At 66.6% G+C, this 12,766-nt stretch carries 13 protein-coding genes; 1 reads left to right on the forward strand and 12 read right to left on the reverse strand.

Translation table 11 applies throughout. The features are described 5' to 3' along the window. Positions 1 to 29 precede the first annotated feature (29 nt). From ABQZ09_RS02780 to ABQZ09_RS02800, 5 genes are all read right to left on the reverse strand, one after another. Positions 30 to 962 (reverse strand): GNAT family N-acetyltransferase, encoded by a 933-nt coding sequence (locus ABQZ09_RS02780; protein WP_349776060.1) that lies wholly within the window; start codon positions 960 to 962, stop codon positions 30 to 32. After that, positions 959 to 2,446, reverse strand: coding sequence for a ribosomal protein uL16 3-hydroxylase (locus ABQZ09_RS02785; protein ID WP_349776061.1), 1,488 nt, complete (start codon positions 2,444 to 2,446; stop codon positions 959 to 961). The genes ABQZ09_RS02780 and ABQZ09_RS02785 overlap by 4 nt, the downstream gene beginning before the upstream one ends. 521 nt (positions 2,447 to 2,967) lie before the next feature. After that, positions 2,968 to 3,459, reverse strand: a complete 492-nt coding sequence (locus ABQZ09_RS02790; protein WP_349776062.1) for a DUF3060 domain-containing protein — start codon at positions 3,457 to 3,459, stop codon at positions 2,968 to 2,970. A 175-nt stretch (positions 3,460 to 3,634) separates the two neighbouring features. Next, entirely contained in the window at positions 3,635 to 5,002 is a 1,368-nt protein-coding gene (gene purB / locus ABQZ09_RS02795; protein ID WP_349776063.1) for an adenylosuccinate lyase, read from the reverse strand. A 35-nt stretch (positions 5,003 to 5,037) separates the two neighbouring features. Then, positions 5,038 to 6,360, reverse strand: coding sequence for a hemolysin family protein (locus tag ABQZ09_RS02800; protein ID WP_349776064.1), 1,323 nt, complete (start codon positions 6,358 to 6,360; stop codon positions 5,038 to 5,040). Positions 6,361 to 6,645: 285 nt separating this feature from the next. Here ABQZ09_RS02800 and ABQZ09_RS02805 point away from each other — a divergent pair, with 285 nt between their 5' ends. Further along, a complete protein-coding gene (locus ABQZ09_RS02805; protein WP_349776065.1) occupies positions 6,646 to 8,052 on the forward strand; it encodes a class II fumarate hydratase in 1,407 nt (468 codons plus the stop codon). A gap of 135 nt (positions 8,053 to 8,187) precedes the next feature. Here ABQZ09_RS02805 and ABQZ09_RS02810 read toward each other — a convergent pair whose 3' ends face one another. The 7 genes from ABQZ09_RS02810 to ABQZ09_RS02840 all read right to left on the reverse strand — a co-directional run bounded on the left by ABQZ09_RS02810 (position 8,188) and on the right by ABQZ09_RS02840 (position 12,743). Next, positions 8,188 to 8,610 carry a hypothetical protein gene (locus ABQZ09_RS02810; protein ID WP_184552115.1) on the reverse strand — a complete coding sequence of 141 codons (423 nt, stop codon included), beginning with the start codon at positions 8,608 to 8,610 and terminating at the stop codon, positions 8,188 to 8,190. A gap of 276 nt (positions 8,611 to 8,886) precedes the next feature. Then, a complete protein-coding gene (locus tag ABQZ09_RS02815) occupies positions 8,887 to 9,417 on the reverse strand; it encodes a DUF2884 family protein (RefSeq protein WP_184552113.1) in 531 nt (176 codons plus the stop codon). A gap of 22 nt (positions 9,418 to 9,439) precedes the next feature. Then, entirely contained in the window at positions 9,440 to 10,264 is an 825-nt protein-coding gene (locus ABQZ09_RS02820; RefSeq protein ID WP_349776066.1) for a DUF4097 family beta strand repeat-containing protein, read from the reverse strand. A gap of 10 nt (positions 10,265 to 10,274) precedes the next feature. Beyond that, positions 10,275 to 11,261: an ABC transporter permease gene (locus ABQZ09_RS02825; protein ID WP_228313644.1), complete on the reverse strand. Its 987-nt coding sequence runs from the start codon at positions 11,259 to 11,261 to the stop codon at positions 10,275 to 10,277. Then, positions 11,258 to 12,133, reverse strand: coding sequence for an ABC transporter ATP-binding protein (locus tag ABQZ09_RS02830; protein ID WP_184552109.1), 876 nt, complete (start codon positions 12,131 to 12,133; stop codon positions 11,258 to 11,260). The genes ABQZ09_RS02825 and ABQZ09_RS02830 overlap by 4 nt, the downstream gene beginning before the upstream one ends. Next, on the reverse strand, positions 12,130 to 12,492 hold the full coding sequence (locus ABQZ09_RS02835; RefSeq protein ID WP_003483692.1) for a GntR family transcriptional regulator: 363 nt from the start codon (positions 12,490 to 12,492) through the stop codon (positions 12,130 to 12,132). Before ABQZ09_RS02835 ends, ABQZ09_RS02830 begins: the two co-directional genes overlap by 4 nt. Before the next feature lie 2 nt (positions 12,493 to 12,494). After that, positions 12,495 to 12,743, reverse strand: a complete 249-nt coding sequence (locus tag ABQZ09_RS02840; protein ID WP_039403185.1) for a hypothetical protein — start codon at positions 12,741 to 12,743, stop codon at positions 12,495 to 12,497. Between the last annotated feature and the right edge of the window lie 23 nt (positions 12,744 to 12,766).

Consider the following 12,766-nt stretch of genomic DNA (forward strand, 5'->3'; position numbering starts at 1 on the left):
CGTGCCTACGTGGCAAGGGCGTTGCGGCGTCAGATGCCGAGCGCGCGCGGCTCGTTCCAGAGCGCGCTGCGCTCCCATATCTGCGCGAATTCGCGCTCCAGCTGGCGACTGCGGGCCGCGCCGGACAGCCAGGTTTCGCCGTCGTCGAAACGATGGCCTGTTGGACGAAAGTAGTAGGCGTCATCGCCGACCACATATGCAGATGCATAACTGGTATCGACAGGATCGCTGACGGCGCGGAACCGGAACACGCTGGGCAGGCGCTGGGCCAGACGCAACATCGCGCTGCTGCTGGCCGTGGCGCTGGCGGTGTCCTGCACCAGCACCTGCACGCGCTTGTCGTGGCGTGCAGTGGCGAAGCGTCGCAGTGCATCCAGTACCCCGGGATTGTCGAACAGGGGCGGGTCCAGGGCGCGGGTGTAGATCAGCAATTGCCGCCGCGCGCTGCACAGCAGGCCGGTGGTGGCGGCCAGGGCCGCACCGAGGGTATCCACCGCCATGGGGCCGTCGAGCCGGCGATGGACCGGCGTGCCGGGTGGATCGACGGCATCGGCGCTGCAGTCGGGTGACAGGTTGGCCGGGCCGTCGGGAAGAAAGCCCTGGCGTGCGAAGACCGCCTCGGCGCCTGCGGTGACGCGGGCCTGCAGGCGTGGCCAGCCACGCTGGGCGGCACTGGCCACGGCGGCGGCGAGCAGCTGGTCGGACAGACCGCGGCGGCGCCAGTCCGGCAGCAGGCCGAGCCGGTCGATGCGCCGGTCCGGGGTCAGCCGGACCGAGGCGACCAGTTGGCCCTCCTCGGTCCGCGCGGCCAGGTGCAGGCTGAGCGGATCCAGCGCGTCCCACTCGGTCTCGGCCGGACCGCCCGGGGCCGCGCTGCCCCAGGCCAGGCGCAGCGCACGCAAGGCAGCGGCGTCTTTAGCCGGGTCCAGCGAAACGATCCGTGGCCTGCCGTGCGGGCTCATGTGCGCGGAGAGTTGCCTTCGTCTTCGTCGCTGTCCGAGGCATCTTCTTCGCCGTTCTCGTCCTCGTCCTCGTCTTCGCCGAGGTCCACTTCGACGGCATCGACGCGCTCCTCCGGGGTGTCCGCGTCGTCGGCGACCTCCTCCACATCCGCGTCGTGGTCGATGGCGTCGTCGGCTTCCACGCTATCGGCATCGTCATCTGCGGCGTCGTGGTCGGCCGACACGCTCAGCGCAGCTGCCTGTGCGTCGTCGATGTGCTCGATGTCCTCGTGGGTGTCGTCATGGGCGCGCTGGTAATGGCCCTGGGCGAGCAGCTCCAGCACTACCTCGCGGCCGCGTGCCGTCAGCTGCCCGTACAGCGCGCCATCGACTTCCTCGGCGGCCGCCAGGCGTGCGGCGTCCTTGGCGGAGAGCGCAAATTCCAGGCCGCTGCAGAACAGCGTGGCGCCGCGCTTGGCGCGCCGCCAGGCCAGCCGCGACCACGGGTGGCGGTACAGCACCACGCCTTCGTCCAGGGCTTGTTCCACCGCTTCGCGCGGGATCGGTTCGGGTGCGGGCACCACGTCGCCGGAGGCACGGTAGGTGGTCATGAACCGGCCAAACCAGTCGCCCAGGCGGTCCGGGTCGTTCATGCGCAGCGCATTGAGCGCGGCGACCACGCGGTTCATCGCGGTGACGTCGATCTCGTACGGGTCGGCCGGCACCTTGAGGTCTTCATCGTGGTAGCGCACCGCTTCGTCGGCATCGGCGATCAAGGTGTCCAGGTAATCGCCGATCAGCTCGGCCGAGGACGGGGCGCGGGTGCCGATGGAGAAGGTCAGGCAAGGATCTTCGGCCACGCCGTGATGCGGCACCAGTGGCGGCAGGTACAGCATGTCGCCCGGGCCCAGCACCCAGTCGTGGGTGGGCTTGAAGTCGCGCAGCAGCTTGAGGTCGACATCGTCGCGGAATGCCTGCGGCGTGGGCTTGCGGCCCTGCGAGGTGCGTGCGTCGATCTGCCAGCGGCGCTGGCCCTGGCCCTGCAGCAGGAACACGTCGTAATGGTCGACATGCGCGCCGACCGAGCCACCGGTGGCGGCGAAGCTGATCATGATGTCGTCGATGCGCCAGCGCGGCAGGAAGCGGAAGTGCTCCAGCAGTGCGCGCACGTCGGCGTCCCACTTGTCCACGTCCTGCACCAGCAGGGTCCAGTCATGGTCGGGCAGGCCGGGGAAGTCGGTTTCCTGGAATGGGCCGGTGCGCACGTCCCAGCTGTCGGTGGCGCGGTCGTGGCTGATCAGGCGTGCCAGCACGCCGTCTTCGCAGGCCAGTCCGGCCAGATCTTCCGGCTGCAGCGGCGAGGCGAAGTCCGCGAAGGCATTGCGGATCAGCAGCGGGTGCTTGTGCCAGTAGTTGCGCAGAAAGCGCTCCACCGGCATGCCCAACGGCTGACCCGGGCGGGCCTGGACTTCGATGACGGGAGGGGTTGCCTTACGTGCAGCCATGGGGGGTCCTTGCAGGGTATCGACGGAAGACTGGGGCGCGGGCAGGGCCGGCGCGAATGCCGCTATTGTCCGATGCTTGCGCCGGATCTGCACCTGCGCGCGAGGGCGGCAACAGGCAAGGCTTCAGGGAGGTGGTGATTCGGCCTGTGCGGTGCGGATGACGGTGGTTGGCTGTACAACGCTGCGGCGCCATGCAGCCCGCACGGTGGTCGGGCGCCTGCCGCTGTGACGCAAGGGCGGGTGTCCGATGTCACATGAGTGCGCCGCATCAGGAAACCGATACAGGGTCACCGCAGCGGGGTACGTGCTGTTTTCGACAAAGGCTAGTGGCGGCACGGCGGCCCTGAACGGCCGGCGCCGATCGACGTGCTGACGCAGGTCGCGCTGGAATGCAGCGCCTGCGTGTCTCGCCGATCGGCTTGATGCTCTGGCAGCAAGGGCACCTGCATGACATCGCCACTGGTCGGCAGTGTGCCCCAAGCGGCTGCGCGTGCTGCACCGGCAACCACGCGCAGCGCGGCTTACATCACTTTGTTGCCACTGCCCCGGTCATCCAGGCTGGGCCTGCTGGACGGATTGACGGTGTTGTCGTTGCCGGAAAACCGCACCTGCTTCACGTCGTGCGCCAGCACCAGGTTCTTGTTGCCCTGGATGTCGACGCTGTCGACATTGGTCAGATTGAGCGTGTTGTCGTGGCCGATCACGCTGAGCTCGCCCAGCTGCGCGTTGAGCACGGTGAAGTTGCTGCCTTCCACGCGAATGGCGCGGGCCTTGTCCAGATTCATTGCGCCGCGCGAGGCGGTGATGGTAACCGTGCCGCAGTCGCCGTGCAGGATCCACTCGCTGTCGTCACGGGTCAGCCGCACGTCCTTGCCGCCGCAATCGGCGCCGCTGGCCGGGTCGGTCAGCGTGGACGACATGGCCTGGCCGGCGGGGCCCTCGGCGCTGCAGCCACTCAAGGCGGCCATGCCGGTCAATGCAAACAGCACAGGTCTAATCCGGACTGCGCGCATGGGAAATCCTTTGCTTGGATGAGGCCGGCACCATACCAGCCGCGATGCGGCAGGCCGTCGACGCCGCTCGTGCGTCCGGCGGCAAGGCGCGCGCCGGTTGCGCGGCTGGCGACCGCGGCCGGCGCCGGACTGCAGCCGCGTCCGGTTGTTGCCATGACGCCGGTCCCGAAGGCGATCAGACCGCGCGTGCCAGCTGCTCGGCCAGGCCGATGTAGCCGCCCGGGGTGAGTGCACGCAGGCGCTGTTTGTCGTCTTCCGGCAGCTGCAGGCTTTCCACGAAGGCCTGCATCGAGGCGGCGGTGATGCCCTGGCCACGCGTCAGTGCCTTCAATTGCTCGTACGGATTGGGCAGGCCGTGGCGGCGCATCACCGTCTGCACGGCTTCGGCCAGCACTTCCCAGGCCGCATCGAGGTCGGCATCCAGGCGCTCGGGATTGACGGTCAGCTTGCCCAGGCCCTTGGCCAGCGAATCCAGCGCCACCTGGGTGTGGCCGAACGCGGTGCCCAGCGCACGCAAGACAGTGGAGTCGGTGAGGTCGCGCTGCCAGCGGCTGATCGGCAACTTGGCCGAGAAGTGCTCGAACAGTGCGTTGGCGATGCCGAAATTGCCTTCGGCATTTTCGAAGTCGATCGGGTTGACCTTGTGCGGCATCGTGGACGAGCCGACTTCGCCTTCCTTGAGTTTCTGCTTGAAATAGCCCAGCGAGATGTAGCCCCAGATGTCGCGCGACAGGTCGATCAGGATGGTGTTGGCGCGGCGGCTGGCGTCGCCGATTTCGGCCACGTTGTCGTGCGGCTCGATCTGGGTGGTGTACGGGTTGAACACCAGGCCCAGGCTCTCGACGAAGCGCTGTGCGAACTCGGCCCAATCCAGCTGCGGATACGACACCAGGTGCGCGTTGTAGTTGCCGACCGCGCCGTTGATCTTGCCGGTCAGTTCCACGGCGGCGATCTGCTTGCGCTGGCGCTCCAGGCGCGCGACCACATTGGCGATTTCCTTGCCAAGCGTGGTCGGCGAAGCGGTCTGGCCGTGCGTGCGCGAGAGCATCGGCTGGGCAGCCTGGGCATGCGCCAGCGTGCGCAGCGAGGCGGTGATGCCGTCGAGCGCGGGCAGCAGGACCTCGCGGCGCGCCTGCTCCAGCATCAGGCCGTAGCTGAGGTTGTTGATGTCCTCGCTGGTGCAGGCAAAGTGCACGAATTCCAGCGCCGGGCCCAGCTCGGCGTCGCCGGCGAGCTGTTCCTTGATGAAGTACTCCACCGCCTTGACGTCGTGGTTGGTGGTGCGCTCGATCTCCTTGACCCGCGCGGCATGCGTCACGCTGAAATCGTCGGCCAGCGCACGCAGGCGCTGGCTGGCGGCGGTAGAAAACGGCGCCAGCTCGGCAATGCCCGGCTCGGCGGCCAGGGCCAGCAGCCACTCGATCTCAACCTTCACCCGCGCCCTGATCAGGCCGTATTCGGAAAAGATCGGGCGCAGCGCGTCCACTTTGGAGGCATAGCGGCCGTCGAGCGGGGACAGGGCGAGCAGGGCGGAATCCGACATGGGAAGGGCACTGGGAAGCTGGCGGGGCCGGTATTCTACGCCGCCCCGGCGCCGGCTTCGCCTACCGGCCGCACCGTCACTGCCTGGATGCGGTGGCCGGCCATGCGCCGCACGGTCAGCGCGTGGCCGTCCAGCTCCAGGGTTTCGCCTTCTTCGGGCAGCCGCTGCAGCTGATGCACGATCAGCCCGCCGACCGAATTGACATGGTCCGGAGCGCTCAGGTCCTGGCCGAGCAGGCGTTCCAGGCGGAAGATCGAGGTGCTGCCGGCCACCAGCAGCGAGCCGTCCTGGCTGCGCACCGGCGCGTCGCGCACCACATGGCGGTGCTCGTCCTCGATCTCGCCGACCACCACTTCCAGCAGGTCTTCCAGGGTGAAGAAGCCCAGGATGCGGCCTTCGTCTTCCACGCACAGCGCCAGATGGGTGGTGCCGGTGCGGAACTGCTCCAGCGCGCTGGGGATCGGGGTTTCCAGGGGCAGCAGCGTCGGGGGGCGCAGCAGCGGGCGCAGATCGTCCAGGTCCTGGCCGCGCGCCATCGCCACCAACAGATCCTTGGTGTGCAGGATGCCCAGCACCTGCTCGCCATCGGCGTCGAACCAGGGGTAGCGGCTGTAGCGCGATTCGCTGAATTCGGCGAGTACCGCCTCCAGCGTCATGCCGTCGCGCAGGCTGCGCAGGTGCTCGCGCGGGCGCATCAGGTCGCCGGCCACCAGATCCGGCAGGTCCAGCGCATGGCTCATCAGGGCCAACCCATGGTCCGGCGTGGGCGCGTTGGGGTCCTGGCGTCCCACAATCAGCTTCAATTCTTCGCGCGAATAGCGGTGCGACTGATGCTCCACATCGCCCCAGCCCAGCAGTCGCAGTAATCGGTTGGCGCTGGTATTGAGCAGCCAGATCGCCGGAAACATGATCCAGTAGAAGACGTACAGTGGCGCTGCGGTCCACAGCGACATGCGCTCCGGGCGCCGGATCGCCATGGTCTTGGGGGCGAGCTCGCCCAGCACGATGTGCAGGAAGGAAATCAGGCTGAAGGCGATGGCCAGGGCGGTGAACTGCGCCGCCTCGGGCGACATGCCCAACATATCGAACACCGGCGCCAGCAGGTGCGCAAAGGCCGGCTCGCCGACCCAGCCCAGCCCGAGCGAGGCCAGGGTGATGCCGAGCTGGCAGGCCGACAGGTACGCATCCAGATGCGCATGCACGCCCAGCAGCAGGCGGCCGCGCCACCCGTTGGTCTGCGCCAGGCCAACGGCCTGGGTGTGACGCAGCTTGACCAGCGCAAATTCGGCAGCAACGAAAAACCCGTTCAACAGCACCAGCAACAGCGCGACGCACAGCAGCAGCACATTAGCGAGCATGTTCGCCTCCGCATGCTGCGGCGCCGCTGCGTGCCGGCGTCAACCGATGGGCGTGCACCGTGGTGGGCGAGGTCGCAAAAAAGAACGCAGGGCCTGCGTGTCTACAGTCAGGGTCGTCGCCCATGGCAGCGTGGTATCTCGTATGGATCGATGCTCAGTCTAGTGCACGTGTTGCGATGACATCGTCGCAACGTCGCCAGCGGGTATCGTAGTGGGCCTCGCCAGCGTGGGTGCGCCCGCTGCCAGCCATTGCGTCACCACCACCACTACGTGCGGAGAGTGCAGATGAGCGAACGTTTCAGGACCGAACACGACAGCATGGGGCAATTGCAGGTGCCCGCCGATGCGTTGTGGGGCGCGCAGACCCAGCGTGCAGTACAGAATTTCCCGGTGTCCGGCCAGCCGATGCCGCGCGGTTTCATTCGCGCGCTGGGGCTGATCAAGGCCGCTGCCGCAGGCGTCAATGCCGACCTGGGGCTGTTGCCGAAGTCGATCGGCAAGACCGTGCAGGATGCGGCATTGCAGGTGGCCGATGGCACGCACGATGCGCAGTTTCCGATCGATGTGTACCAGACCGGCTCGGGTACCTCGTCCAACATGAATGCCAACGAGGTGATCGCCACGTTGGCCACGCGCGCCGGCAAGGATGCGGTGCATCCCAACGACCACGTCAATCTTGGCCAGAGTTCCAACGATGTGATCCCCACTGCCATCCGCGTCTCTGCGTTGCTTGCGGTGCAGGACCATCTGCAGCCGGCACTCAAGCACCTGCGCAAGACCATCGACAAGCGCGCCAAGTCGCTGGACAAGATCGTCAAGACCGGGCGCACGCACTTGATGGATGCGATGCCGCTGACGTTCGGGCAGGAATTCGGTGCCTGGTCGGCGCAGCTGAGTTCGGCGCAGGAGCGCATTGACGATGCGCTCAAGCGGTTGCGGAGGCTGCCGCTGGGCGGCACCGCGATCGGCACCGGCATCAATGCCGATCCGCGTTTCGGCGCCAAGGTGGCCAAGGCCTTGTCCAGCCTGAGCGGGGCCAAGTTTGAAAGTGCGCAGAACAAGTTCGAAGGCCTGGCTGCGCAGGACGATGCGGTGGAGTTGTCGGGCCAGCTCAATGCACTGGCCGTTGCACTCATCAAGATCGCCAACGACCTGCGCTGGATGAATGCCGGCCCGTTGGCGGGCCTGGGCGAGATCGAACTGCCGGCGTTGCAGCCTGGCAGCTCGATCATGCCCGGCAAGGTCAATCCGGTGATTCCCGAGGCCACGGTCATGGCATGCGCGCAGGTCATCGGCCACCACACCGCGATCACCGTGGCCGGGCAGACCGGCAATTTCCAGTTGAACGTGACCCTGCCGCTGATCGCCTACAACCTGCTGGATTCGATCACGCTACTGGGCAATGTGTCGCGGCTGCTGGCCGATAACGCCATCGCCGGATTGAAGGTGCGCCAGGAGCGCGTGCGCGAGGCCCTGGACCGCAATCCGATCCTGGTGACCGCGCTCAACCCGATCATCGGCTACGAGAAGGCCGCCGCGATCGCCAAACGTGCCTACAAGGAACAGCGCCCGGTGCTGGACGTGGCGCTGGAAGACAGCGGGCTCGGCGAAGCGGATCTGCGCCGTTTGCTGGATCCGGCCGCGCTGACGCGTGGTGGCATCCAGGCCGGCAGCAGTGGTGGCGGTGGCTGACCACTGAACGCGCGTGCGGATGTAGGAGCGCGCCTGGGCGCGATGAAGCCTTCCCGATAAGGCCCCATCGCGCACCAGTGGGCTCCTACACGGTCTCGCGCCAATCTACTGATTTGCGCGGACTTGGCCGGCGACTCAGTGCCGCTCGGCCTGGATGTTGCCAAAGCTTTCGCGATACGGCTGCAGCGACGGAATCTCATCCAGCAATTGGCTGCTGAGCGTCTGGATCTCGGGTGTGGCGGTCAGCTTGATCGACTTGTATTCCGGATCCGGGCCGGCGTCGTTGACCGCCTGCTGGCGCAGCACCTGCAGGTGCCCGAACAGCAGTTGCAGCTTGGCGCGGGTCGGCTCCTTCTGCGGTAGCGCGATATCGTCGATCTTGAGGGTGCCGTCCGGGGTGATCTCCGCGTTGGCGGCAGGCGGGCGACGGATCATCACCGACTGCGTGGTGATGGCGACGCGCGGCTTGCCACGTTCGGCACGCCGGGACGACTGATCGCCGCAGGCGGCGAGTGTGCACAGCAACAGCGCCATGCAGAGCATCACGAACTTGTTCATGGGATCGGTGGGCCGGAGGGGAGCGCACTAGTGTAATCCCGCCGCGGTCTGCGGGTGCCGGCGCGTGTGGTCGGCAGAGCTGACAAACCATCGCAGGGGTGCGCCAACCAGCGGTTGCAACACGATCATCGTGCGCCGCTGACGCATTGCATGTTCACCCGTGCGCAGAGTGCCGGCCAGTGGCTGCGGCGATGTCCGACCAGTCCGATGCAGTGGTCGCAAGCACGACGGCGACCGCCGCGGAGCCGAGCCGCTGCCTCACTCCGCTCGCCGCCCTCAATCGCGGCAGTCGGCAACATCCTTCTGGGTGAGATTGGCATAGGGTCCAAATTCGGGCACGGCACGGGTTGCGGCATCCTGCGCGCCGCGTAACTTGTCCAGCTGATCGCAGATCAGCATGGTCTTCTGTTTGAAGGTCTCCGCTTCGGCTTCGATCTTGTCGCCGATCTGGTCCGTGTTGCCGCTCAGCACGCCTTTGAGCGCTTCGCCGGCGGCATGCGCGCCGAATGCCGCGCCCTGCGTACCGATATCGATGCCCTTGGCCGCAACGCCCTGGATCTGCGCGTAGTAATTGCGCATCGCCTGATGCTGCATGTCGTTCAAGTTCACCGGTTTACCGTCGATGCTGAGCGCACCGTCGGCACTGATGGTCGCCGCGGGCAAGCCGCTGCGCTTGAGCGTCACGCTCTTGCCGTTGAAGGTCACGCCGCCGCTGTCGTTCTCGCCCGACACCACCACCTTCGGCTCGGACTTGCCGCAGCCCACCAGCAACACGCTGGCCATTACCGCAGAAATAAGCAGTTTCATAAGCTATCCCCCAAATGAAGAGTTACTTGTCCGCCGGCACGCGCGTGGCGCCGCCCACGTCGCTGGCGCTGATGTCGCCGCTGCCCTTGCGCACGAGGCCGACATCGCCACTGACCTTGCGCACATGGATCGAGCCGGAGCTGATCGCCTCGACCCGAACGCTTCCCTGCACGTCCTCGATCTCCATCTCGCCCGACCCCACGGTGCCGACGGTGACGTTGCCTGCCACGTCGCGCAGTTTGACCTCGCCAGAGCCGACCGTACCGACGTCGGTTGCGCCATGGATCTGCTTTGCCTTCAGATCGCCCGAGCCCACCGCCAGCACACGCAGCGCACCGATATCCTCCAGCTCGATGTCGCCGGAGCCCACCTTGGCGGTGACACGTCCCTTGCTGCGGCGGACGGTCATATCGCCCGAACCGACATCGGCGCTGACGGATGCGGCACCGGTGATCTCGGCATCACCGGAACCCACATCGAACTGCACCAGCAGGGTGTTCGGCACGCTGCCGCGCAGGTCCAGATACGAATAGTTTTCGCCGATGGACATGCGGATCAGGCGGTCTTCGGCCAGGGTCACCACCAGCTTGTCGCCGACCCGCTTCTGGGTCACGGTCAGGTGCTTGAGCAGTTCGGCCTTGGCCGCACAGGCGCGGCCTTGCAGGCGTCCGCCTGTACCGGGCGCGGCGTCCACACGCAGGTCGTTGGAGGCGACTTCGAACAACACCGACTTCACTCCCGCCAGTTGCAGCTCCAGGCTGCGCGGCTCGGAGTACTTGCATTGCTCTTCGGCAGCCGCGGCGCCGGGCAATGCGAACAGAAGGGCCAGGGTCAGGGGCAGGCGCATGGAATGTCCTTCAGGCTTCGGAGCGCCGGCGGCGCAGGTAGATGGAGGCGACGATCAAGGCGACACCGATGGCGGCGCCGATCCAGATGTCGGCATTGCCGTAGACGCGTGCGCTGTCGGTGTGCTGCAGGGCCCACTGCACCAGGTCGCTGGGGTTCTGCATGGCGCTGCTGTCCAGGTTGCCGCTGACCGCACGCGGCGACCAGGTGCCCGGCAGCACGCTGAGCAGGCCGCGGTAGCCGACGATGTACCAGATCCAGCCGATCGGCAGCGACACGCCAGGCATCGCCGCAAGGATGCTCAGCATCACGCAGGCCAGCAGCGGGAACAGCACCGCCCACAGGAACGGCTTGCTCTGGGCCCAGGCGGAGCAGAACATCAGCCAGCCGATGGTGGGCAACGACCACAGCAGGCTCATCGGCACGGTCTTGAGCAGCAACCACAGTAGCGCGAACGGATGCGAGTGCGTGGCCATGGCCCAGGGGCTGGGCGCACCGGCGATCAACGCGCCGCCGATGGCGATCAGCCACAGCGCCAGCCCCACCACCAGACCGATCGCAATGGCGATCAGCGGCGCCAGCAACAGCGCCCAGGCGGCCTTGGACAGCACGGTCTGCACGTCGGAGACCGGCAGCGATTTCCAGAACAGCACGCTGCGGTCGCGGCGGTCGTCGTACAGGCTGCCTAGCGCATAGAAGAACACCACGAAGGCCAGTACCACCGAGGCGATGCCGATCCCGCCCAGCAGCAGGCCGTCGCCCACCTGGCCCAGGGTGCGGGTGTACTCGGCCATGTCGTCCAGGTTGACGCTGTCGCCAACCATGTTGCGGCGCGCCGTGATCGCACCGATCACCGCGCCCAGCAGCGCGAAGAACACCGCAATGCCGCCGGTGATCACCTGCGCCCACACGAAGCCGCCACGGTGTTCCCAGTATTCGCGTTTGAGCAGCCAGCCGAAGGTGCGGGCAGGCGATGCGTGGTTGGTCATGGCATTCATGCGTAGGTCCCCTTCATGACGGCAACAAACAGGTCGGCCAGGCCGGGATTGCGGGTTTCTCCAAAGCCGGCGAGCTGCGCTTTGGGCACGCCGTCGAACAACATCACCGTCTTGCCGAAGGGCAGGGCGCGTTCGTCGATCGGCGTCAGTGTTCGCGCGGCGTCGAGGTGCTCGGCACCGACCAGCACTTCGGTGTAGCGCTGCGCCACGTCCTCCATGTCGGCAGTCAGCACGATGCGGCCGTCGCGGATGAACATCACATCGGTGAGGATGTGTTCGATCTCCTCGACCTGGTGCGTGGTGACGATGATGGTCTTCTGCTCGTCGAAGTAATCCTCCAGCAGGCGCTGGTAGAACTGCTTGCGGTAGAGGATGTCCAGCCCAAGGGTGGGTTCGTCCAGCACCAGGATGCGCGCGTCGATGGCCATCACCAGCGCCAGATGCAACTGCACGATCATGCCCTTGGACAATTCGCGCACCCGCGACTTGCGGTTGAGCTGGGTGTTGGCCAGGAAGCGCTCGCACTTTGCGCGATCGAAGCGCGGATGCACGCCGGCGACGAAATCGATCGCCTCACCAACCCGCAGCCAGCGCGGCAGCACCGCCACGTCGGCGATGAAGCAGACCTCGTTCATTAGCGCGTTGCGCTGGGTGCGCGGGTCCAAGCCCAGCACGCGCAGCTCGCCGTCGAAGTCGGTCAGGCCCAGTACCGCCTTCAGTGCGGTGGTCTTGCCGGCGCCGTTGGGGCCGATCAGGCCGACGATGCGGCCGGCGGCGATGGTGAAGCTGGTGTTGTCCAGCGCCAGGCGGTGTTTGTAGGCCTTGCGCAGGCCGCGGGCGTCGACGACATGGTCGGTGGAGACGGCGGTCATGGTGTTTTCCCCTGTGGCAACAGATCGTCGATGGACAGGCCCAGGCGCTGGATGCGTTCCAGCACCGCCGGCCATTCTTCATTCAAGAAACGCTCGCGTTCGCTGCCGCGCAGCTTCTGTGCGGCTTCCGGGGTCATGAACATGCCCAGGCCGCGGCGTTTTTCCACCAGGTTCTCGTCGGCCAGTTCCTGATAGGCGCGCGAGACGGTGATCGGATTCAATTGATAGTCCGCCGCCACCTGGCGCACCGAGGGCAGGGCATCGCCCGGCTTGAGGATTCCATCGAGCATCATGGCAATGACCCGTTCCTTGAGTTGGCGGTAGATGGGAGCGCCGTCGCTCCATTGGATGTCGTTCATGATCAGCTCCGTGGGCGCAGAACCTGCGCGAAGGAGAAATAGGGCATCGACAGCGAGGCGCGCGGATGCCGGCCAGGCCGGGCGCGCGCTTCGGGGGGAGTTGTCGCATTTTCCGTAACCGCTTCCGACACGCCATAATCGGCGCCGGACTCCGTCACCTGACTGGAAGCGGCTCCCAGCCAACCAATGGCAAACAGGGTGCTGCCGAACAGCAACAGCGGAACTGGTCGCGTGACACGTGTGCTGTTCATGCTTTCCCCCTGCGTTGGATGAC

It is taken from the genome of Xanthomonas sp. WHRI 6106, assembly GCF_040202405.1.
Taxonomy (GTDB): domain Bacteria; phylum Pseudomonadota; class Gammaproteobacteria; order Xanthomonadales; family Xanthomonadaceae; genus Xanthomonas; species Xanthomonas cannabis.